We start from the raw sequence: 20,301 nt of genomic DNA on the forward strand, positions 1-20,301 counted from the left end.
CACGACGCCCTCGTCTGCCCGACGGTCGGCGGCCTGGGGTTCGAGGCGGGCGGGCTGCGGAGCGGCTACAGGGCGGGGCGCCAGGCGGGATCGGCCCAGAGCCCGAGCTCGCGCTCGGCGGCCGCGCCCACGTGGAAGGCGGTGACGTCGTCGTAGGGGCGGGCGACGACCTGCACGCCCGTCGGGACGCCGTTCGAGGCCCGGCCCGACGGCACGTTGAGCACCGGGTGCCGGCTCGCGACGTTGAAGACCGGGGTGAGCGCGGCGAAGATGTAGAGGTCGAGATGCCTTCCCGCGACGTCGATCCCGCCCGGGTACTCGTTGCCCGCCTCGAACCCCAGGCCGCCGACCGTCGGGCAGACGAGGGCGTCGTGGCCCTCGAAGACCTCGGCGAGCGCGAGGTGCACGGCCGACTCGGCCGTCATGCCGGCGTAGGTGCCGGTGCGGGCGAACGCGGCGCTCGAGAGCGCGAGGAACTGCCGGGTGTACGCCATGAAGCGGGGGTCGTCCGCGTCGGCGACCTCGGCCATCGACGGGCCCATGACGGCGCCGTAGTGGACGAGCGCCGCCTCGGTGAGCGCCTCGAGCGAGATCGGGACGCGCACCTCCTCGACGACGGCACCGGCGGCCTTCAGGGCGTCGGCGAAGGCTCGCGTGTTCGCCTCGACCTCCGGCTCGACGGCGAAGTCGCCGAGGGTCACGGCGAGCGCGACCCGCAGGCCCCGGACGTCGCCGAGGTCGCCCGGGATCGGTACCGCGGGCAGCGACACATGGTCGGCCCGGTGCTGCCCCTGGATGACGTTGTGGAAGAGCGCGACGTCCGCGACGGTGCGGCCCATCGCGCCGTCGTGGCAGTAGACGTCGAGGTTGAACGGCGGCAGCGCCGGGACGCGGCCGTAGGGGGCCTTGAAGCCGACGACGCCGCAGAACGACGCGGGGATGCGGATCGAGCCGCCGATGTCGGAGCCGCTCGCGAGGTAGGCGGTGCCTGCGGCGAGCGCGGCGCCGGAGCCGCCGGACGACCCGCCCGGGGTGAAGTCCGGGTTCCACGGGTTGCGGGTGACGCCCCACAGGTCGCTGTGGGTGAAGCCGGCGCAGCTGAACTCCGGGGTCGTCGTGCGGGCGTGCACGACGGCCCCGGCGGCGAGGACGCGCTCGGCGACCGGGTGCGTCTCGTCGGCCACGTAGCCCTCGGTGAGACGCGACCCGAAGCGCAGGGAGCGGCCGCGGATCGGCTGCTCCTCCTTGAGCGCGACCGGCAGGCCCTCGAGCGCACGGGGCGGCTCGCCGGTGCCGCCGTAGCGCCGCTCGGCGGCCACGGCCGCGGCGCGGAAGTCCTCGTGGTCGCGCTCGAGGAGGGCGTTGACGGTGGGCTCGACGGCGTCGGCGCGGGCGTTGACGGCGTCGAGCACCTCGACCGGGGACAGCTCACGGGCGCGGAAGGCGCGGAGCACCTCGGTGGCACCGAGGTAGTGCAGGTCGCTCACGGGAGGCTCCTCCTGCGTCGTCCGGCCGCGTCGCCGTCTGGTGACGTTCCGGGGACCGTAGGGCGGCCCCGGGCGTGCGTCAATACCCTTGACAAGACCGTTGCCGAACAGGTGCCGACCGGGTTACGTTCACGTCTCCCGACCGGAGGACCGCCATGACCGCCGCAGACCTCGCGCTCGTCGACGTCCGGATCCGCACCCTGGACCCCGAGCGCCCCAGCGCCACCGCCCTCGCCGTCAAGGACGGCGTCCTGGTGGCCGTCGGCGACGCCGCCGACGTCCGCGACGTCTGCGACGGCACGACCCGCGTGCTCTCCGGTGCCGGCTGGAACGTCACGCCCGGGATCGTCGACGGGCACCAGCACCTCCTCATGGGCGCCCAGGTGGCCCGCGGTGCGAGCTTCGACCGGGTGGCGACGCTCGACGACGTCCGGGCCGTGCTGCGCGCCGAGCGGGCCCGGATCGGCCCCGGGGAGTGGCTGCGGGGCTACGCCTTCGAGTACGCGGCCCTCGAGGGCCGCGAGTTCCACCACACGCTCGTCGACGAGGCCGCCGGGCCCGGGCCGATGCTCGTCAACTCCCTCGACATGCACACGGCGTTCGCCAACGCCGAGGCGCTGCGCATCGCGGGCGTCACCGGGTCGCGCGACTTCTCCGACGGGGCCTTCGTCGTCGTCGACGACGAAGGCCGCCCGACGGGGGAGCTGCGGGAGATGGCGGCGATCCGCACCGTGTGGGACGTCGTCCCCGAGCCCTCCGAGGCGGACAAGCTCGGCTGGTACGCCGAGGCGATCCGGGCGCAGAACGCCGTCGGCATCACCGGGATCCACCAGATGGACGGCGGCCGGGAGACGATCGCCGCGCTCGAGGCGCTCGAGGCGGAGGGCCTGCTCGGGCTGCGGGTCTGCCTGCACTCGTGGGTCGACCCGGCGGACGACGAGGACGCGCTCGCCGACATCGTGGCCCGTCGCGACCTGACCGGCGCGCGGTGGTCCGCCGCCGCGGTGAAGTTCATGCTCGACGGCGTCATCGACACCGGGACGGCGTGGCTCGAGGAGCCGGACACCCACGGCGACGGCACCGACCCGATGTGGCCGGACGTCGATCACTTCCGCCGGACGCTGCGGCGCTTCCACGACAAGGGGTTCCGGATCGCGACGCACGCCATCGGCGACCGTGCCGTCCGGGAGGTGCTCGACGCGTACGCGACGTTCCCGGGATCCTCCGGGCGGCACCGGATCGAGCACGTCGAGGCCGCTCCGCCCGCGACCGTCGCGCGGTTCGCCGCCGAAGGGGTGGCGGCGTCCATGCAGCCGATCCACCTGCGCTGGATCGGCGCGGAGATGGTGGACCCGTGGTCGCAACGGCTCGGCGCGCACCGGTGCCGGCACGCCATGCCGTCGGGGGACATCGGGGCGAGCGGCGCGACCGTCGTCCTCGGCTCGGACTGGCCCGTCGCCCCCTTCGACCCGCGGCTCGGCCTGTTCGCCGCGCAGCGGCGGTTCGCCCCGGACGTCGAGGACCGGCGTCCGATCGGCGCGAGCCGCCCGCTCACCGGGCTCGAGGCGCTCACCGGGTACACGCTGGAGGCCGCGCGGGTCGACGGCGGGGACGGCGGCATGCTCCGGGTCGGCGCGCCCGCGGACCTCGTCGCCTGGGGCGACGACCCCGCGCTCTGCTCCCCCGAGGACGTCGTGGACCTTCCCGTCCGTCTCACCGTGGTCGGCGGCGACGTCGTCCACCGCGCCGAGTAGGTTGTGACGCAATGACTTCCGCATCGCCGACGTCCGCATCGTTCGCCGACACCGTCCTCGTCTCCGGTGCCCTGTTCACCGCGGGCCTGTCCGCGTCCCGGCCCGGGGCGGTCGCCGTCGCAGGTGGCCGGGTCGTCGCGGTCGGCAGCGACGACGAGGTCCTCGCGCTGCGCGGGCCGCGCACCGAGGTCGTCGACCTGCGCGGCGGGCTGCTCGTGCCCGGGTTCCAGGACGCGCACGTCCACCCCGTGGCCGCCGGGGTCGACATGCTCCGCTGCGACGTCCACCACTGCGGGTCCGCGGCGGAGACCCTGGCGGTCGTCGCGGAGTACGCGGCGGCCAACCCGGGCCTGCCGTGGGTCACCGGCGGCGGCTGGTCGCTCGAGCACTTCCCGGCGGGGACGCCGACCCGGGGCATGCTCGACGCCGTCGTCCCGGACCGCCCCGCCTTCCTGCCGAACCGGGACGGCCACGGGGCCTGGGTCAACACCCGGGCCCTCGAGCTGGCCGGCATCACGGCCACGACCCCGGACCCGGCCGACGGCCGGATCGAGCGGGAGCCGGACGGCTCCCCGCAGGGCACCCTCCACGAGGGCGCCATGCACCTCGTCGAGCGGCTGCTCCCGACGGTCACGGCGGCCGACCAGCGGCTGGGGCTGCTCGCCGCCCAGGAGCACCTGTTCTCGCTCGGCGTGACGTCCTGGCAGGACGCCGCGGTCGGCGAGATGTTCGGGCAGTCCGACCTGCTGCCGCTCTACCGCGCCGCCGCGGCGTCCGGTGACCTGCGCGCGTCGGTCGTCGGCGCGCTCTGGTGGGACCGCAACCGCAGCAGCGACCAGATCGCCGACCTCGTCGAACGCCGCGGGGACGGCGGGACCGACCGGTTCCGGCCGACGTCCGTGAAGATCATGCTCGACGGCGTCGCCGAGAACTTCACGGCGGCGATGCTCGAGCCGTACCTCGACGACTGCGGGTGCGGCACGGACAACACCGGTCTCGACTTCGTGGACCCGGTGGGCCTGCGGGAGTACGTGACCCGGCTCGACGCCGCGGGCTTCCAGGTGCACTTCCACGCGCTCGGCGACCGCGCCGTCCGGCACGCCCTCGATGCCGTCGAGGCGGCCCGCGCGGCGAACGGGCCGGGCGGGGCGGAGCACCACCTCGCGCACCTGCAGGTCGTGCACCCGGACGACGTCGCGCGTTTCGCGCAGGTCGGTGCCACGGCGAACATCCAGGCGCTGTGGGCGGCCCACGAGCACCAGATGGACGAGCTGACGATCCCGTTCCTCGGGGAGCGGCGGGCCTCGTGGCAGTACCCGTTCGGCGACCTGCTGCGCGCCGGCGCGACCCTGGCGGGTGGCAGCGACTGGCCCGTGAGCAGCGCCGACCCGCTCGACGGCATCCACGTCGCGGTGAACCGGCGGGTGCCGGACGCCGAGGACGCCACCGAGCCGCTCCACGCCGAGCAGGCCCTCCCGCTGGCGGTCGCGCTGACCGCGTACACGGCTGGCACCGCGCGGCTCAACGGGCTGCCCGGGCGGACGGGGCGGCTCGAGCCCGGGGTCGCCGCCGACCTCGCCGTCCTCGACCGGGACCCGTTCGCCGGCCCGGCCGGCGAGATCGCCGCGGCGACGGTGGTCGCGACGTACGTCGACGGGGAGTGCGTGTTCGGCGGTGCCGGCCGATGACGCGACCGGGCCGGCTGCCGTGAGCGGCAGGACCGGCAGCAGGACCGGCGGCAAGCAGACCGGGGTCCGGAACTTCCTGTCCCGCGAGCTCATCCTCGAGGCGGCGTTCCGGGTCGTCGACGCCGACGACATGAACGAGATCACCATGAGCAGGCTCGGCCGCGAGCTCGACGCGGACCCGAGCGCGGTCTACCGGCACTTCCGCAACAAGGACGAGCTGCTCCTCGCCATGGCCGACGTCATGCTCGAGGAGTCGATGAACTCCTACGTCGAGGGTGACGCCCCGGTCGAGAACCTGCGCCGGATGTGCTGGACCCTGCGTCGCTCGTACCTGCGGCGCCCGGGCCTCGCGCGGGCCGTGGCGTCCCGGTTCACCGGCGGGGCCGCGGAGGCGGCGAGCGTCGCGCACATGCTCGCGAACATGGCCGAGCTCGGGTACGACCAGGACACCGCGATCGCCAACGCGCGGGCGCTCGCCGAGATGACCCTGGGGCACATCGTCATGACGGCGGACGTGCTCGCCCTGCCCGTGAAGACGCAGGCGTTCGAGCTCGAGATGGGCCGCAGCTACTACACCCGCCCCCGCACGCCGGGCGCCGGGGTGACGCCCGCCGAGCAGCGGGCCGCGCACCTCGAGGACGGCGAGCAGATCTTCGGCGTCATGATCGACACGTTCATCGAGGGGCTGGTCGCGCGGGCGCCGCGCTCACCCTGACGACGTCCGCCGGGCCACGAGGGCGGCCTGGTCGTCGGCCTCCGGTGGCACCGGTGCGCGCACGAGCCGGGCGACCTCCTCGAAGCCGTTGTCGCGCAGCGCTTCCGCCATCTGCTCCGGCGTGCGGTGGTGTCGCACGAGGACGACCTCGAGCCCGAGCCGGCGCATGCCCTGCGCGACGTCCCGGGAGCCCTCCCCGGCCTGGAACGCGACGAGGACGAGGCCGCGGGGGCGCAGCACGCGACGGATCTCGGCCAGAGCGGCGTCGAGGCGCTCGTGCGGCGTGTGGATCGTCGAGTACCAGGAGAGGACGCCGTCGAAGCTCCCGTCCGGGTACGGCAGCGCCGTGAGGCTGCCGACCCGGGTCTCGAAGCCCGGATGGTCCTGCCGGGCCCGTCGGACCATCTCCGGCGAGAGGTCCGCCCCGACCGCCCGGCAGCCGGCCGCCGCCAGGACGGGGAGCATCCGCCCGGCGCCGCAGCCGGCGTCGAGAACCTCCGGCCCGTCCGGGCCGACGGCACCGTCCGCTGCCAGCAGCGCGCAGAAGTGGTCGACCATCGCGAGGTCGACCGGCTGCTCGGGGTCCGTCGAAGGGAACATGTCGGCGTAGAGGTCGGCGGCCGCGTCGTAGACCGCCGCGACGTCGTCCTCGCTCTGCGTCATGCCCCTTGCTACCGCGGATCCGACGCCTCGGCCAGCAGCCGGGCCGCCGGCGGGCCGGCCGCCCGGCACGCGCTGCCGTCGCCCGGGACCGCTACTACGGTGGCTGCGTGGACACCCCCGAGCAGATGGACGCCGGTGCCGACCTCGGCGCGCGGACCGGCCAGGCGGACGACGTCGGTGCCGCTCTGCGCACAGCGGCCCGGCCGGCAGGCCGGCTCGGGGTGGCCTTCTCGGGCGGGGTGGACTCCTCCGTGCTGCTCGCGCTCGCCGTCCGGGCGCTCGGCGCGGCCCGGGTGGTCGCCGTCCTCGGGGTGTCCCCGAGCCTCGCGGCGGACGAGCGGCTCGCGGCGCACGCCGTCGCGGCCTTCGTCGGGGTGCCGGTCGTCGAGGTGGAGACCCGGGAGGGCGAGCGGGCGGCGTACCGGGCCAACGGCCCCGACCGTTGCTACCACTGCAAGGACGAGCTCTTCACCCGGATCGAGGAGTCGGTCGCGGTGCGGCACGACCTGCAGGCGGTCGCCTACGGGGAGAACGCCGACGACGCCCGGCGCCCGGACCGGCCCGGGTCGCTCGCGGCGGGGGAGCACGGCGTCCTGCGGCCGCTCGCGGACGCGCGGCTCGACAAGGCTGCGGTCCGCGAGATCGCCCGGGCGCTGCGGCTGCCGTGCGCCGACAAGCCCGCGGCGCCCTGCCTGGCCTCCCGGATCCCGCACCACGAGGTCGTCGACCCGGCGAAGCTGCGGCAGGTCGAGGTCGCGGAGGCCGGGCTGCGCGGCCTCGGGTTCGCGGACTGCCGGGTGCGTCACCACGGTGACGTCGCCCGGGTCGAGGTCGCCGCGGCGGACCTCGTGACCGCGGTGGCCGAACCGTTGCGCACGCAGGTGCTGGACGCCGTCCGCGCGGCCGGGTTCCGGTTCGTCGCGCTCGACCTCGCCGGGATCCAGTCCGGGGCGTTCACGCTGCCGCTCGTGGCGGTCGGGCGTGGCTGAGCCGGTCGACGACGCGCTCGCGGAGCTGGCCCTGGTCGCCGACCTCGACCACGACCGTGCGACCCGTCGCGGCTACCCGGAAGCCGTGTACTGCGAGCCGAAGACGCCGGACCAGGTGCGCATCGTCGCGGCCGCGCTGCGGGACCGGGCCGGCGCGACAGACGGCGTGCCGCCGGTCGCGCTCTTCACCCGGGCGTCCGACGAGCACGCCCGCGCCGTCCTCGACGTGCTGCCCGACGCGCGGTGGGAGCCGCAGGCCCGCCTCGTCGCCTGGCCGCCGCAGCCGCCGGCGCCGACCGGCGGCCGGGTCGTCGTCGTGGCCGCCGGCACCTCCGACCTGCCCGTCGCGCACGAGGCCGCGCTCACCGCGGGCTACCTCGGCCGGGCCACCGACCTCGTCGTCGACGTCGGGGTGGCCGGCCTGCACCGGATCACCCGGCACCTGGGCACGCTGCGCGCCGCGCGGGCGGTCGTCGTCGTCGCGGGGATGGACGGCGCCCTGCCCGGCGTCGTCGCCGGCCTCGTCGCCGCCCCGGTCGTCGCGGTGCCGACATCCGTGGGGTACGGCGCGTCGTTCGGCGGCATCGCCGCCCTGCTGACGATGCTCAACGCCTGCGCGCCCGGGATCGGCGTCGTCAACATCGACAACGGGTACGGCGCAGGGCATCTCGCGGCGCAGATCGCGGCCCCGTGACCTGTTGCGCGTCAGGTGCGCGTCAGGTGCGCGTCAGGTGCGCGCCGGCAGCATGCAGAACTCGTTGCCCGACGGGTCCGCGTAGAGGCGCCACGGCAGGCCGGGCGCGAGCGCGGGGAGCGCGCGGCCGCCGCGCGCGGCGATGCCCGCCGCGACCTCGTCGGGGTCCTCTCCCGCGTCGAGCCGGACGTCGAGGTGCAGCCGGTTCTTGGCCGGGCCCTTGGGGACCGGCTCCGGGCAGAGCTCGAGGAGGGGGCCGCGCAGCGACGGGTGGCGCAGGGTGCGGGGCGCGACGCCGTCCGCGTCCACCCAGCCGGTGAGCCAGGACCAGAAGGCGGCGTCCCGGTCCGGGTCGGCGCCGTCGAACGGGAGTGCCGCGACCGGCCCGGTCCCGGCGTACGCCTCCCGTTCCTCCATGACGCAGAAGGGGTTCCCCTCCGGGTCGGCGAGAACGACCCACGGGACGTCGTGCTGGCCGATGTCGAGGTGCCGCGCCCCGAGCCCCAGCAGCCGGTCGACCATCTGGGCCTGCTGCTCCCCGCCCAGGAGGTCCAGGTGGAGCCGCGGCTGCTCGGACGGCAGGTCGGGGACCCGCTGGAAGCACACGTCGAGGACCGGCCCGCCCTCGACCGTGAGCCGGGTCTCGAAGCCCTCGGGCTCGTCGGTCAGCGTCTCGCCGCCGAGCGCCGCCTCCCAGAACCGCCCCACCCGACGGGGGTCGACGGCGTCCACGACGAGGTTCTCCAGGTACATGGACCTACCGTAGGTGCGGCCGGGCGTCGTCCGGCACCGTTGCTCCCGGCGTGAGGCCGGCGCCCACCGCCGCTGCAGCGGCCCGTTCGAGCACCTCTCGGACGGGCAGCCCGGTCGCGGCCGCAGCGGCCGAGGCGGCGTCGAACTCCGGTGACACGTGGACGACCCGGCCGTCGCGGTGGCCGATCTTCACCGCGACCGTCTCGCCGGCGACCACGACGTCGGACCAGGACCGGTCGAGGGTCTCGCGGACGACGAGGTGCTCCCGGACGCCGAGGGCGGACGTGCTGCGCAGCACGAGGTCCCGGACGGCCGGCGCGTCGGCCTGCGGCGCGAGCACGGACAGCACGTGCCCGGGCCGGCCCTTCTTCATGAGCACCGGGGTGATCCACGCGTCGAGCGCGCCGACGGCGAGCAGCCCGTCGACGACGCTCGGCCAGACCCGCGGGTCGAGGTCGTCGACGGTCGTCTCGACGAGGGCGACGGCCGCGGCGTCCGGTGCCGGCCGGGCCGCGTCGGCCGCTGTGCCGAGCACCGCGCGGACGACGTTCGCGCGGTCGGGGCGGTCCCGGGTGCCGGCGCCGACGCCGGTGCCGACGACGCGCAGCGCGGGCAGCGGCCCCCAGTCGTCGGCGAGGGTCACGAGGAGCGCGACCCCGGTGGGGGTAGCGAGCTCACCGCTGCCGCCCGCCACGACCTGGTGCCCGGCCACGAGCTCGAGGACGGCCGGACCGGGCACCGGCAGGACGCCGTGGGCACCTCGGACCGTGCCGGAACCGAGCGCGATCTCCCCGACGACGACCCGGTCGACGTCGAGCGTCCCGAGGGCCGCGCAGGTGCCGACGACGTCCGCGATGCTGTCCCACGCGCCGACCTCGTGGAAGTGCACGTCGTCCGGCTCCGTGCCGTGGGCCCGGGCCTCGGCGACGGCGAGGGCGCGGAAGACGGCCCGGGCGCGGTCCCGGACGGCGGGCGCGACGGCGGCCTCGGACAGCAGCGCGTCGACGTCGCGCCAGGAACGATGGGGTTGCGCGGGGTCGAGCAGCCGCACGTCGACCTTCGTGGCCCGCAGCCCGGCCCGGCGCACGGTCGAGACGTCGAGGGCGAGCGTGGCGGGGACGACGGCATCGACGGCGCCCCGGACGGCAGCGACGTCCGCGCCCAGGTCGACGAGCGCGGCCAGGAGCATGTCGCCCGCGACGCCGGCGGACACGTCGAGCCAGATCGTCCGCGCCGTCGAGGTCACGCGCCGACCCTAGCGAGCGGACCGCCGGGCACCGGTGCACATGGGCCCTGCGGGTATGACAGCGCAGGCCGCCGTTGACAGACTCAGGGGCGACACCCCGCAGCACGCGCACCACCGGCAGCACGAGGAGGCAGACGTGGAGTACCGCAGGCTGGGCAGGACCGGTCACTCGAGCTCGGTTCTCGTCTACGGGGCCGCGGCGCTGGGGGACGTCGACCAGGACACCGCCGACGCCTCGGTGCGCGAGGCGCTCGCCGCCGGGATCAACCACCTCGACGTCGCCGCGAGCTACGGGGACGCGGAGCTGCGGCTCGGCCCGATGATGGCCGACATCCGCAAGGACGTGTTCCTCGCGACGAAGACCGGCGACCGGGACCGTGACGCGGCCTGGACGTCGATCAACCGCTCCCTCGAGCGACTGCAGACCGACCGGCTCGACCTGCTCCAGCTGCACGCCGTCGGTGACCTCGACGACCTCGACCGGGCCCTCGGGGCCGGTGGCGCCATCGAGGCCGCCGTCCGCGCCAAGGAGGAGGGGCTCGTCGCGGAGATCGGCATCACCGGGCACGGGGACCAGGCCGCCGCGACGCACCTGGAGGCGTTGCGGCGCTTCCCGTTCGCGACGGTGCTCACCCCGCTCAACGCGGTGCTCTGGCGCGACCCGGCCTACCGGGAGAACTACGAGGCGCTCGTCGCCGAGGTGCGCCGCCAGGACGTCGGGCTCATGACGATCAAGACCGTCTCCCGGCGCAACTGGCCCGACGGTGCGGAGCAGACCCACTCGACCTGGTACGAGCCGCTGGCCACCGCGGAGAAGATCCGGGCCGCGGTCTCCTGGGTGCTCGCGCACGACGAGGTCACGGGCCTGGCGACGGCCGGTGACGTCCGGCTCCTCGGCATGATCGTCGACGCCGAGCGCGGCCGGATGCCGGTCGAGGACGCCGAGGCGCTGCTCGGCGGGGACGACGAGTACTCCTCGCCGTTCCTGCACATGACGATCTAGTCCTCCTGGCCCGGCCGCGCCCCGTCCGCGCCGCGCCGGCCGGCCGCGGCGGCGACGACGAGCGCCGCACCGACGAGGCCGACGTTCTTCAGCAGGTGGATCCGGTTCATCTTGCGCGCCATCGGGTCGGTGTCCTTCCAGTAGGCGTGCCCGGCGAGCGTCGTCGGCACCATCGAGCCGACGAGCCCGAGCGCGGCCGCCCGGGGCAGGATGCCGGTCGCGACGCCGAGGCCGCCGGCGACCATCGCGGCGCCGTTGAAGCGGACGGCCTTGTCCGCCAGCGCCTCCGGGACGCCGAGATCGACGGCCAGCTTGACCCGGATGCCCGGGTCGGCGGCCGCCTCGGCCCCGAGCCAGACGAAGGGGGCGGCGACGGCGATCCGTCCGAGGCGGTCGAGGAAGGACATTCGGGGCTCCGCTCGAGGTGTCAGGTCAGGAGGGACGAGCGTAGTCCCGGCCTCCTCGTCGCGGCGCTCGGGCGGGCCGTGGCGGGTGTTGCTCCGCCCCGGATCATCGGCGAGGGTGGGGCCTGTCACGGAAGTGAGGCGCGGATGACTCTCCCCGACCGCAGCGAGGTCGTCGTCGTCGGTGGCGGCGTCATCGGCGCGAGCATCGCCTACCACCTCGCCCGGCGCGGCAGGAGCGACGTCCTCCTGCTCGAGCGGACGAGCCTGACCCACGGCAGCACGTGGCACGCCGCGGGCCTCGTCGGCCAGCTGAGGAGCAGCAGCAGCCTGACCCGGCTCATGCGCCGCAGCGTCGAGACCTACCGGACGCTCGAGCAGGAGACCGGCTACGCCACCGGCTGGCGGGAGGTCGGCGGGGTGCGGGTCGCGTCGAGCGCGGCGCGCTGGGAGGAGCTCCAGCGGGTCTTCACCCAGGGCAAGAGCTTCGGGTTCGACGTCCACCTCGCCTCACCGGCGCAGGCGCAGGCGCTGTTCCCGCTCATGGACCTCGACGGCGTCCACGGTGCGACCTGGACGCCGTCCGACGGGTACGTCGACCCGAGCCAGCTCACGCACGCGTTCGTCACCGGCGCCCGCGCGCTCGGGGTCCGTGTCGTCCAGGGCTGCCGCGTGGAGTCGTTCGAGCGCAGGGGACGCCGCGTCACGGCGGTCCTCAGCGAGCAGGGCCGCGTCGAGTGCGACGTCGTCGTCAACGCCACCGGGATGTGGGGCGCGGAGACCGCCCGGCTCGCGGGGGTGAGCGTCGCCGTGAACGCCGTCGAGCACCAGTACGTCGTCACGGAGAAGTCCGACGACCTGCCCCGCGACCTGCCGACCTTCCGGGACCCCGACGCCCGGATCTACCTCAAGCCCGAGGCCGGTTCGCTCGTCGTCGGCGGCTGGGAGGACGGCACGAAGGCCTGCTGGCGGACCGTCCCGAGGGACCTCGGTCCGGAGCTGTTCGCCCCGGACCAGGAGCGGTTCGAGCCGCTCGCCGCGGCCGCCGCGCGCCGGGTGCCGGCCTTCGCGGACATGGGGATCCGCACGTGGGTCAACGGCCCGATCCCGTTCTCCCCGGACGCCGAGCCGCTCATGGGGCTCACCGAGGACCTCGACAACCTCTTCCACTGCTGCGGGTTCTCCGCGGGGATCGCGGCGGCGGGCGGGGCCGGTGAGGCGATGGCGGCATGGGTCGTGGACGGCGACCCCGGCCTGGACCTGTGGCACTTCGACGTGCGCCGGTTCGGCGCCCCGCAGAACGTGCCCGCGGTCCTGGAACGCTCCGCCGTCGAGTCCTACGGCCACTACTACGACATCGCGTTCCCGAACCGGGCGGGGATCCCGCCGCGCGGCCAGCGGCGCAGCGCCGTCCACGACCGGCTCCGCGAGCGGGGTGCGGTCTTCGGCAACAAGTTCGGCTACGAGCGGGCGAACTGGTTCGCCCCGGGGCAGGTCGGGGTCGAGGAGACGCCGACGTTCGGCCGCAGCAACGCCTGGGAGCACGTCGCGGCCGAGCACCGGGCCGTCCGGGTGGCGGTGGGGGTCGTCGACCAGAGCTCGTTCTCGAAGTTCCTCGTCCGCGGCCCCGGGGCCCTCGCCCTGCTGCAGAGGGTCGCGGGCAACGACCTGGACGTCGAGGTCGGCAGGGTCGTCTACACCCAGCTCCTCAACGTCCGCGGGGGCATCGAGGCCGACGTGACCGTGACCCGGCTGGCCCCGGACCGGTTCTACCTCGTGACCGGCAGCGCCTTCGGCCGGCACGACGTGACGTTCCTGCTGCAGAACGCGCCGGGCGACGGCAGCGTCCTCGTCGACGACGTCTCCAGCGCGTACGGCGTGCTCAACGTCTGCGGCCCCAGGTCGCGCGAGGTCCTGCAGTCGATCAGCTCGGACGACCTCTCCGGCAACGCGTTCCGGTACATGACCGGCCGGTGGACCGACGTCGGGTGGGCGCCGGTGCTCGCGCTGCGGGTGACGTACGTCGGCGAGCTCGGCTGGGAGCTGCACATCCCGACCGAGTACGTCCGGGACGCCTACGACCGGGTGCTGGCCGCCGGTGCCCCCTTCGGCATCCGCGACGTCGGCTACCGCGCCGTCGAGTCGCTGCGGCTGGAGAAGCAGTACGTCGCCTGGGCCGTCGACGTCACCGCGGACGTCGACCCGTACGCGGCGGGGCTCGGGTTCGCCGTCCGGCCGGACAAGCCCGGCCTGCTCGCCGGCCCGGCGCTGAAGGCGCTGCGGGACGGGGGGACCGACCGGCGGCTCTGCTGGTTCAGCACCGACGCCGACGTGACGCTGCACGGCGGGGAGATGGTCGTCCACACCCCGACCGGCACGCTCGCGAACGTCCGGAGCGCCGGCTACGGGCACACTGTGGGGCGCAGCCTGCTGTGCGCCTACCTGCCCGCCGCCCTGCTCCGGGACGCGTCGGGGGAGAACGGGTTCGAGGTCGAGGTGATGAACCGCCGCTACCCCGTGACCCGTCACGACCGGCCGCTCTACGACCCCTCGGGCGAGCGGGTCCGGGCCTGAGGGTCGACGTGTGGTGCACCGATCGGTGTGGATGGAATGCGTTCCAAGAATGGAAGACACTCTAGTTGTGGAGAGGCTTACACTCGGCGGGATGGGGACACGCGCCGACCGGCGGAGCGAGGCCACCGCCCGCGCGGTCGTCGACGCCGCCGCGGACCTGCTCGCCGCGGGCGGCCCGGCGGCGGTGACGCTCGCGGCGGTCGCGGAGCGCGCCGACGTCGCCGTCCAGACGATCTACAACCGGGTCGGCGGCCGGGACGCCGTCCTCATGGCGGTGGCGGAGCGGGCCCTGTCGGCCAACCGTGCCTACCTCGACACCGCCTACGCGAGCACCGGCACCGTGGCCGAGCGGCTGCGCCGGGTCGCCGAGGCCTACGTGACCTTCGCGATCGAGCGCCCGCACGAGTTCCGGCTGCTCGCCTTCCCGCCGCAGGACGCTCCCGCGCGGCAGGAGGTCGTGGCGCTCGTGCGGGAGCAGAACGGCAGGCTGGCCGGACTCGTCCGCGAGGGGCTGGACGACGGCACCGTCGCCCCGGGGCTCGACCCGGAGGTGGCGGCGATCGCGCTGTGGCGGATGTGGGACGGCGTCGTGAGCCTCGCGTTCCGCCCCGACGACCTCCGGGTCGCGCCCGACGACCTCGTCGCCCTCCTGCTCACGGTCGGGGCGGTCATGGAGCGCGGTCTCCTCGCCCGCGAGGGTGACGCCTGACCGGGCAGAATGGGGACGCCGTCCGCCACAGCCTCCGAGGACCGACCGTGCCCCAGCCCCTGCCGCCCGTCGTCGACGACACCGGGCAGCACCCCGCCGTCCGCTCGTTCAAGCTGCGGGGACGGATCCGGGCCGGCCAGCAGGCTGCGCTCACCGACCTGTGGCCGCGCCTCGGCGTCGACGCGGACGGCGGCCCGCTCGACCCGCCCGCCCTCTACGGCCGCCGGGCGCCGCTCGTCCTGGAGATCGGGTTCGGCCGCGGCGAGGCCACCGTCGCGATGGCGGCGGCGGACCCTGGCCGCGACGTGCTCGCGGTCGACGTCCACCGGGCCGGTGCCGGGATGCTCCTGCGGGACGCGGCCGACGCCGGCCTGGCCAACGTCCGGGTGCTCGTCGGCGACGCGGTCCCGGTGCTGCGGGACCGGATCGCCGCCGGCGGCCTCGACGAGGTCCGGATCTTCTTCCCGGACCCGTGGCCCAAGGCGCGCCACCACAAGCGCCGGCTCGTGACCGCCGCTTTCGTCGCGCTCGTGGCCTCCCGGTTGCGTCCGGCCGGCACCGACGGGCCGCAGGACCCCGGCGGCCGGCTGCACTGCGCGACGGACTGGGAGCCGTACGCGGCGCAGATGCTCGCCGTCGTCGAGGCGGAGCCGTTGCTGCGCAACGGGTCCGACGGGCCGACCGGGTTCGTGCCGCGACCGGCCGGCCGGCCGCTGACCCGGTTCGAGAGCCAGGGCCTGGCCAAGGGGCACGTCGTCCGCGACCTCGTCGCGCACCGCCGCGCGGTCTGACCGCCCGTCAGGCGGTCGGTGCGAAGCGGTCGAGCAGCAGGCCGGCGACCTCGTCGGCGGTCGGCGCGGGCACCGTCGGGTCCGGCAGGTACACCGACACCTGGACCTCGACGACGACCGTCCCGCGGCGCGCCCGCACGAGGGTGATGCCGTCCCCGACGCGACGGAACGCGCCGTCGCCGAGCCCGGCGACGTCCTGCACCTGCTCGCCGTCGCCGAGGTTGGTGGTGTGCTCGTGCCGCGACCGAGCGACGACGTCGGCCGCCTCCCCGGCATCGGCGACGGTCTCGACCTCCGCGAGCAGCGCCGGGCCCTGCGTCGTCAGCAGGTGGGCCGCCCGGTGCCGGGGATCGGTCGACGTCTCGCTGGCGAACGTCACGGTGAGCCCGCGCCGGGCGACCGCGTCCGCGAGCACCTGGCTGACCGGCGGCCGGGCGTCCTCGTCCGGCCCGTCCGGCTCGGCGAGGGCCTCCTCGGCGGCCTGCACGCCCGGCGGCAGCCGGCCCGGCAGCGGACCGGCCGCCGGGAGCCATCGCGCGGCCAGCCGCGGGTAGCGCCGGCGCAGCTCGGCGTCGTCCCCGGGGTCGAACGACTCCCCGGCGGGCGGCCCGGCCGGCTCCGCGGCCTCCTGGCCGGGGTGGTCGTCGAGCAGGTCGCGGCCGGTCCGGGACTCGTAGGCGCGGTGGGCCGCGTAGGCGACCTCCTCGGCCAGTCCGACCGACTCCACGTCGTCGGCGTCGACGTCCGCGAGGCTGTCCGGGTCGGCGAGCACGCGTTCGTGGACGGCCCGCCCGTGGGCGACGACCCAGGTCCTGAGGTCGGTGAACACGTCGTCGCTCATCCGGCCGAGCAGCACCGTGCCGGCGCCGACGACGCCCCAGGTGTGCAGCGCGAGGTTCGCCTCGCCGAGGCGGGCGTCGAACGCGGCGACGTCCGCCAGTGGCAGCGCGTCGAGCAGGGCGACGAGGTTCGCGCCCTGCGCCTCGAGGTCGCCGTCGGTGCCCTCCCGGCTGGCGTCGACGAGGTCCCAGAAGGTGCTGCTGTCCATGCCGCAGGATCCTGGCACGCCTGCGGCCGGTCCGGGTGCCGGCCGGGGAGGGGCTGCTGCCCGGAACCCGTTCCAGGCGACCGCGGCGCGTGGTTCAATCGCCTGGCTGGAAGTCGATCACGCGGGGTGGGAGTGGTGGTCATGTTCGGCAGGCAGACGGTGCGCGAGCACGTGACGGGGTGGGTCGACCGGGCCATCGACGTCCAGGACGGCGCCCTGCGCGCGTACGTCGCGCAGGTCCGCTCGGCGACCGCGCAGGACGGCGCGCCCGACGCCGACGCGCAGCTCCTCGCGGCGCTGGAGAGCCACTACCTGGCGACGACGTCGGGAGCCGGCGCCGTCGTCGGCGGGGCCGCGTCCGTGCCGGGGGTCGGGACCGGCGTCGCGGTCGGGCTGAGTGTCGCCGAGACGGTCGCCTTCCTCGACGGGACGGCGCTCTTCACGCTCGCGGCGGCGCAGGTCGCCGGCGCCCAGGTGAGCGACCTGCCGCGACGGCGGGCGCTCCTGCTGCTCGCCCTGCTGGGGGACGAGGCGGTGCGGCTCGTGCCGGCGGGGGCGGACGGCGGCACCGACGGGTGGGGGCACCGGCTCGCCGCCCTGCCCGATGCCGCCGTCGAGGACGTCAACCGCACGGCGGAGACCTGGCTGCTCACGCGCTTCGGTGCCCGGCAGGGCCTGTTCGTGCTCGGCCGGCTCGCGCCGTTCGGCATCGGCGCCGCGGTCGGGGCCGCCGGGAACGCCCTGACCGCCAAGGGGGTCATCGCGCGGACCCGTGCGGCGTACGCGGCGCCCGGGGAGCCCGCGGCCGTCGTCCGGCTCGTCGGGCCTGCCGCCGACGAGGGCGACGCACCGGACGGTCCTGCGCCCGACGTGACGACCGGCCTCCCGGCCGGCGGCCCACCGCCCCTCGTGGGACCGCCGACCGGGAAGTACGCGCCGCTCTACACGCTGCTCGCCGCCCGCCGTGGCGGCACGGTGCGGCTGCGCCTGGCGGACGTCGACGCCGCGGTGACGGGCGGGCTGCCGGCCGTGGCCCGCCGGTCGCCGGACTGGTGGACCGGCGACCGGACGGCGCAGTCGAAGGCCTGGCACGCCGCCGGGCTGCACGTGACGGACGTCGACCTGGACGCCGGCACGGTGCGGCTGCGCCGCGGCGAGCCCGCCCTCAGATGAAGAGCAGCTGAGCGCCCTCGGTCTTCTCGATGAAGTCGGCGGCGCTGATGATCGCCTCGACGTCGTCGCGGAGGTCCTCCTCGGCGATCTTCATCATGTCCGCGGAGAGCCGGCACGCCCACAGGTGACCGCCGGCGGCCACGATCTGGTCGAGGAAGTCGGGCACCTCGGGGACGCCGAGGTCCGCGATCTGCTTCTTGAGCATCTTCGTCGCCATGCCGGTCATCGCCGGGGCCAGCGCCTGCGGCATGTGCCGGTCGCTGCCGGGCAGGTGCATGGCGGCGTTGCCCGCCGGGCTGAACTGCAGGTCGTGCATCCGGGACTTCATGATCATGTCGAAGCCCCAGAAAGTGAAGAACAGGTGGGTCTCGATGCCCTCGCCGAGTGCGGCGTTGCCGAGGATGAGGCCCGGGTAGGCCATGTCGAGGTTGCCCTTGGAGCAGATGATGGCGAGCTTGCGGTCCGTCTCGTCGTCACCGAACGAGGGGACGATGGGGGCGGTCTGCTCGGCGGGGGTGGTGTCGGTGGTGGTCATGACGGAGCTCCGTCCGGTGCTGTGGGTTCGCGAGGTTCGGGTCGGTACGCCTGCGGCGCAACGGGTCTGCTGGGCAGGGCGCGGAGTTCAGACGCAGCCGTGCGGCTTGGGCAGGCCGGCGATGTAGGACATCTTCTTGCCGGGCTTCTTGGGGAAGAGCGTGAACTGCTCCTTGACCGGCACGCCGCCGACCTGCTGCACGCGGCGGGTCGTCGCGGTCTCGCCCTGGGCCTTGAAGTCCTCGCGCAGGAAGCGGATGACCTTCCAGTGCGCGTCGGTGAGCTGGATCCCGATCTGCTCGGCGAGCACGGCCGCGAGGGACTCGTCCCACTCGTCGTACTCGGTGAGGAAGCCTTCCTCGTTGACGTGGACGGACTTGCCGTTGAGGGTCGTGACGGGCATCGTGCTCAGTCCTTCGCGGTGTTGTCGGCGCCGAGGGCGTCGAGGAGGTCGAGGGCTCGGCCGAGCCCCCGGCGGACCTGGGGGTCCCGCAGCCTGCGGAGCAGGGCCAGGGTGGACGGCGCCGGTGCCGGCGCGGTGTCGAGGGTGCTGACGAAGCGGTCGACGGCGCCCGCGCCGTAGCGGGCGGCGGAGAAGTAGCCGCGGGTCTCCGCCGTCGCCATGACGTCGGACAGGGAGTTCATGCCGGCGCCCGTGAGCGAGGTGACCTCGGCGAGCAGGTCGCGCCAGCGTTCGCGGGCCTCACGTTCGCTGTGCAGGGTCTCCTCGATGCCGGCGAGCCGGTCGGCGATGCCGTCGAGGCCGTCGTGCAGCAGGCGTGCCGTGTCGTCCGGCATCGTGGCGGGAACCGTTGCGGGAGCGGACATCACACGTCCTCCTGTCGCTTGCCGGCCATCGACATGAGGGCCGGGACGGGCAGCTCCTTGCCCGGGAGCAGGACGTTCCAGTAGATCCACCGGAACATCACCTTGCCCCAGTGGTTCATCTCGGTCTCCTTGAGGAGGCTGAAGGGGCCGACCCCGGGCAGCGGGTACTTGCCGGGCAGGGGTTCGGTCTCGTAGTTGAAGTCGATGAGCAGGCCCTTGCCGTGGCCGGTCTCGATGAAGCAGTTCGCGTGCCCGTCGAACTTGCCGGTCATCTCCAGGCCCGCGACGTGGCGCAGGAAGTTGTCGGGGAACAGGTCCATCGAGAAGTGCGCGACCGAGCCCGCCTTGGACGCCGGGATGTCGCTCGCGTCTCCGATGGCGAAGATGTTGTCGTGCGCCTTGGACAGCAGCGTGTGCTTGTCGACCGGCACGTAGTTCAGCTCGTTGCCCAGACCCGACCGCGCGACGTAGTCGGCGCCCATGTTGATCGGGACCGTGACGAGCAGGTCGAAACCGATCTCGCGCTCGTCGTACGACACGAGGGTCTTCGTGTCGGGGTCGATCCGCTCGAGCATGAAGTCCGCCTCGAGGGCGACCTTGCGCTCGTCGAGCATGTCGCCGAGGTACTTGCTCGAGACCGGCTTGGTGAACGCGCCCTCGAGCGGGGTGACGTAGGTGATCTCCACCTGGTCGCGCAGGCCCTGCTCGGTGAAGAAGGCGTCCGCGAGGAACGTGAACTCCAGCGGCGCGACCGGGCACTTGATCGGCATCTCGACGATCTGGACGACGAGCCGGCCGCCCTGCCAGGTCTTGAGCTTCTCGGCGAGCGCCACGGCACCTTCGTACGTGTAGAACTCGTGGACGCTGTCCCGCCACTCGCCCTCGTCCATGCCGGGCGTCTGGTCGGGCCGCGGCGAGGTGCCGGTGGCGATGACGAGGTAGTCGTACCCGAGGCGGGTGCCGTCCATGAGGACGACCGCGTTCTCGTCCGGGAAGACCCGGTCGATCTCACCGGTGACGAGGTCGACGCCGTCCGGGATGTACGTCTCGGTCGGTCGGGTGACCTCGTCGGGGCGGTAGATGCCGAAGGGGATGAACAGGTAGCCCGGCTGGTAGTAGTGGGTCTGTGCGGCGTCGACGACCGTGATCGTCCACTCGTCGCGGGGCAGCCTCGGGCGCAGCTTGTTCACCGCCATCGTCCCGGCGGTGCCGGCTCCCAGTACGAGAAGGCGTTTCATGGTCGGCTCC

Annotated in this window: 20 protein-coding genes; 10 read left to right on the top strand and 10 right to left on the bottom strand. The window is 74.7% G+C overall.

Features of this window, described 5'->3' with window-relative positions:
• Positions 1-65: 65 nt before the first annotated feature.
• Positions 66-1,487 carry an amidase gene (locus EDJALFJO_RS02995; protein WP_088282078.1) on the bottom strand — a complete coding sequence of 474 codons (1,422 nt, stop codon included), beginning with the start codon at positions 1,485-1,487 and terminating at the stop codon, positions 66-68.
• A 155-nt stretch (positions 1,488-1,642) separates the two neighbouring features.
• Here EDJALFJO_RS02995 and EDJALFJO_RS03000 point away from each other — a divergent pair, with 155 nt between their 5' ends.
• From EDJALFJO_RS03000 to EDJALFJO_RS03010, 3 genes are read left to right on the top strand one after another with little or no spacing between them, the layout of a single operon-like run.
• Entirely contained in the window at positions 1,643-3,241 is a 1,599-nt protein-coding gene (locus EDJALFJO_RS03000; RefSeq protein WP_088282080.1) for an amidohydrolase, read from the top strand.
• 11 nt (positions 3,242-3,252) lie between these two features.
• The gene (locus EDJALFJO_RS03005; RefSeq protein ID WP_088282082.1) at positions 3,253-4,929 is read left to right on the top strand and encodes an amidohydrolase; all 1,677 of its coding nucleotides are present in this window, start codon (positions 3,253-3,255) and stop codon (positions 4,927-4,929) included.
• A 19-nt stretch (positions 4,930-4,948) separates the two neighbouring features.
• Positions 4,949-5,644, top strand: a complete 696-nt coding sequence (locus tag EDJALFJO_RS03010) for a TetR/AcrR family transcriptional regulator (RefSeq protein WP_198949952.1) — start codon at positions 4,949-4,951, stop codon at positions 5,642-5,644.
• Here EDJALFJO_RS03010 and EDJALFJO_RS03015 read toward each other — a convergent pair.
• On the bottom strand, positions 5,636-6,307 hold the full coding sequence (locus EDJALFJO_RS03015) for a class I SAM-dependent methyltransferase (protein ID WP_088282084.1): 672 nt from the start codon (positions 6,305-6,307) through the stop codon (positions 5,636-5,638). The two genes, EDJALFJO_RS03010 and EDJALFJO_RS03015, sit on opposite strands and share 9 nt — an antisense overlap.
• 125 nt (positions 6,308-6,432) lie before the next feature.
• Here EDJALFJO_RS03015 and EDJALFJO_RS03020 point away from each other — a divergent pair, with 125 nt between their 5' ends.
• Entirely contained in the window at positions 6,433-7,296 is an 864-nt protein-coding gene (locus EDJALFJO_RS03020) for an ATP-dependent sacrificial sulfur transferase LarE (RefSeq protein WP_143448260.1), read from the top strand.
• On the top strand, positions 7,289-7,990 hold the full coding sequence (larB, locus tag EDJALFJO_RS03025; protein ID WP_088282086.1) for a nickel pincer cofactor biosynthesis protein LarB: 702 nt from the start codon (positions 7,289-7,291) through the stop codon (positions 7,988-7,990). The genes EDJALFJO_RS03020 and larB overlap by 8 nt, the downstream gene beginning before the upstream one ends.
• A 33-nt stretch (positions 7,991-8,023) precedes the next feature.
• Here larB and EDJALFJO_RS03030 read toward each other — a convergent pair whose 3' ends face one another.
• Together EDJALFJO_RS03030 and larC are read right to left on the bottom strand one after the other, a co-directional pair.
• Positions 8,024-8,743, bottom strand: coding sequence for a VOC family protein (locus EDJALFJO_RS03030; protein ID WP_088282088.1), 720 nt, complete (start codon positions 8,741-8,743; stop codon positions 8,024-8,026).
• A gap of 4 nt (positions 8,744-8,747) precedes the next feature.
• Positions 8,748-9,989 carry a nickel pincer cofactor biosynthesis protein LarC gene (gene larC, locus EDJALFJO_RS03035; RefSeq protein ID WP_198949954.1) on the bottom strand — a complete coding sequence of 414 codons (1,242 nt, stop codon included), beginning with the start codon at positions 9,987-9,989 and terminating at the stop codon, positions 8,748-8,750.
• A gap of 136 nt (positions 9,990-10,125) precedes the next feature.
• Here larC and EDJALFJO_RS03040 point away from each other — a divergent pair, with 136 nt between their 5' ends.
• The gene (locus tag EDJALFJO_RS03040) at positions 10,126-10,992 is read left to right on the top strand and encodes an aldo/keto reductase (protein WP_088282090.1); all 867 of its coding nucleotides are present in this window, start codon (positions 10,126-10,128) and stop codon (positions 10,990-10,992) included.
• Here EDJALFJO_RS03040 and EDJALFJO_RS03045 read toward each other — a convergent pair.
• Positions 10,989-11,399 (bottom strand): DoxX family protein, encoded by a 411-nt coding sequence (locus EDJALFJO_RS03045; protein WP_088282092.1) that lies wholly within the window; start codon positions 11,397-11,399, stop codon positions 10,989-10,991. The two genes, EDJALFJO_RS03040 and EDJALFJO_RS03045, sit on opposite strands and share 4 nt — an antisense overlap.
• Positions 11,400-11,543: 144 nt before the next feature.
• Between EDJALFJO_RS03045 and EDJALFJO_RS03050 the strand changes: the two genes are divergently transcribed.
• The 3 genes from EDJALFJO_RS03050 (at position 11,544) to trmB (ending at position 15,470) form a co-directional block, all read left to right on the top strand.
• On the top strand, positions 11,544-13,970 hold the full coding sequence (locus EDJALFJO_RS03050; RefSeq protein WP_088282094.1) for an FAD-dependent oxidoreductase: 2,427 nt from the start codon (positions 11,544-11,546) through the stop codon (positions 13,968-13,970).
• Positions 13,971-14,061: 91 nt separating this feature from the next.
• Complete coding sequence (locus EDJALFJO_RS03055) at positions 14,062-14,679, top strand: TetR/AcrR family transcriptional regulator (RefSeq protein ID WP_088282096.1); 618 nt, start codon at positions 14,062-14,064, stop codon at positions 14,677-14,679.
• A 47-nt stretch (positions 14,680-14,726) separates the two neighbouring features.
• A complete protein-coding gene (trmB, locus tag EDJALFJO_RS03060) occupies positions 14,727-15,470 on the top strand; it encodes a tRNA (guanosine(46)-N7)-methyltransferase TrmB (protein WP_233149653.1) in 744 nt (247 codons plus the stop codon).
• Positions 15,471-15,477: 7 nt separating this feature from the next.
• Here the strand turns inward: trmB and EDJALFJO_RS03065 are convergent, their stop codons facing one another.
• Complete coding sequence (locus tag EDJALFJO_RS03065; protein WP_088282100.1) at positions 15,478-16,518, bottom strand: DUF4240 domain-containing protein; 1,041 nt, start codon at positions 16,516-16,518, stop codon at positions 15,478-15,480.
• Between the two features lie 141 nt (positions 16,519-16,659).
• Between EDJALFJO_RS03065 and EDJALFJO_RS03070 the strand changes: the two genes are divergently transcribed.
• On the top strand, positions 16,660-17,691 hold the full coding sequence (locus EDJALFJO_RS03070) for a hypothetical protein (RefSeq protein ID WP_143448257.1): 1,032 nt from the start codon (positions 16,660-16,662) through the stop codon (positions 17,689-17,691).
• Here EDJALFJO_RS03070 and EDJALFJO_RS03075 read toward each other — a convergent pair.
• The 4 genes from EDJALFJO_RS03075 to EDJALFJO_RS03090 all read right to left on the bottom strand — a co-directional run bounded on the left by EDJALFJO_RS03075 (position 17,684) and on the right by EDJALFJO_RS03090 (position 20,291).
• A complete protein-coding gene (locus EDJALFJO_RS03075) occupies positions 17,684-18,226 on the bottom strand; it encodes a DsrE/DsrF/DrsH-like family protein (RefSeq protein ID WP_088282104.1) in 543 nt (180 codons plus the stop codon). The two genes, EDJALFJO_RS03070 and EDJALFJO_RS03075, sit on opposite strands and share 8 nt — an antisense overlap.
• Before the next feature lie 87 nt (positions 18,227-18,313).
• Positions 18,314-18,628 (bottom strand): TusE/DsrC/DsvC family sulfur relay protein, encoded by a 315-nt coding sequence (locus EDJALFJO_RS03080; RefSeq protein ID WP_088282106.1) that lies wholly within the window; start codon positions 18,626-18,628, stop codon positions 18,314-18,316.
• A 5-nt stretch (positions 18,629-18,633) separates the two neighbouring features.
• Positions 18,634-19,053: a DUF1641 domain-containing protein gene (locus EDJALFJO_RS03085; RefSeq protein WP_088282108.1), complete on the bottom strand. Its 420-nt coding sequence runs from the start codon at positions 19,051-19,053 to the stop codon at positions 18,634-18,636.
• On the bottom strand, positions 19,053-20,291 hold the full coding sequence (locus EDJALFJO_RS03090) for an NAD(P)/FAD-dependent oxidoreductase (protein ID WP_088282110.1): 1,239 nt from the start codon (positions 20,289-20,291) through the stop codon (positions 19,053-19,055). Before EDJALFJO_RS03090 ends, EDJALFJO_RS03085 begins: the two co-directional genes overlap by 1 nt.
• Positions 20,292-20,301 lie beyond the last annotated feature (10 nt).

Source organism: Kineosporia sp. A_224 (genome assembly GCF_002198655.1).
Classification (GTDB): domain Bacteria; phylum Actinomycetota; class Actinomycetes; order Actinomycetales; family Kineosporiaceae; genus R-H-3.

Excerpts from the sequence above, each read along its gene's own strand:
- EDJALFJO_RS03015 (WP_088282084.1), bottom strand. The coding sequence starts at position 6,307 with ATGACGCAGAGCGAGGACGACGTCGCGGCGGTCTACGACGCGGCCGCC.
- EDJALFJO_RS03055 (WP_088282096.1), top strand. The coding sequence starts at position 14,062 with ATGGGGACACGCGCCGACCGGCGGAGCGAGGCCACCGCCCGCGCGGTC.
- EDJALFJO_RS03090 (WP_088282110.1), bottom strand. The coding sequence starts at position 20,291 with ATGAAACGCCTTCTCGTACTGGGAGCCGGCACCGCCGGGACGATGGCG.
- EDJALFJO_RS03005 (WP_088282082.1), top strand. The coding sequence starts at position 3,253 with ATGACTTCCGCATCGCCGACGTCCGCATCGTTCGCCGACACCGTCCTC.
- EDJALFJO_RS03030 (WP_088282088.1), bottom strand. The coding sequence starts at position 8,743 with ATGTACCTGGAGAACCTCGTCGTGGACGCCGTCGACCCCCGTCGGGTG.
- EDJALFJO_RS03000 (WP_088282080.1), top strand. The coding sequence starts at position 1,643 with ATGACCGCCGCAGACCTCGCGCTCGTCGACGTCCGGATCCGCACCCTG.
- EDJALFJO_RS03050 (WP_088282094.1), top strand. The coding sequence starts at position 11,544 with ATGACTCTCCCCGACCGCAGCGAGGTCGTCGTCGTCGGTGGCGGCGTC.
- EDJALFJO_RS03045 (WP_088282092.1), bottom strand. The coding sequence starts at position 11,399 with ATGTCCTTCCTCGACCGCCTCGGACGGATCGCCGTCGCCGCCCCCTTC.
- EDJALFJO_RS03065 (WP_088282100.1), bottom strand. The coding sequence starts at position 16,518 with ATGGACAGCAGCACCTTCTGGGACCTCGTCGACGCCAGCCGGGAGGGC.
- EDJALFJO_RS03020 (WP_143448260.1), top strand. The coding sequence starts at position 6,433 with ATGGACGCCGGTGCCGACCTCGGCGCGCGGACCGGCCAGGCGGACGAC.
- EDJALFJO_RS03070 (WP_143448257.1), top strand. The coding sequence starts at position 16,660 with ATGTTCGGCAGGCAGACGGTGCGCGAGCACGTGACGGGGTGGGTCGAC.
- EDJALFJO_RS03085 (WP_088282108.1), bottom strand. The coding sequence starts at position 19,053 with ATGTCCGCTCCCGCAACGGTTCCCGCCACGATGCCGGACGACACGGCA.
- EDJALFJO_RS03075 (WP_088282104.1), bottom strand. The coding sequence starts at position 18,226 with ATGACCACCACCGACACCACCCCCGCCGAGCAGACCGCCCCCATCGTC.
- EDJALFJO_RS03080 (WP_088282106.1), bottom strand. The coding sequence starts at position 18,628 with ATGCCCGTCACGACCCTCAACGGCAAGTCCGTCCACGTCAACGAGGAA.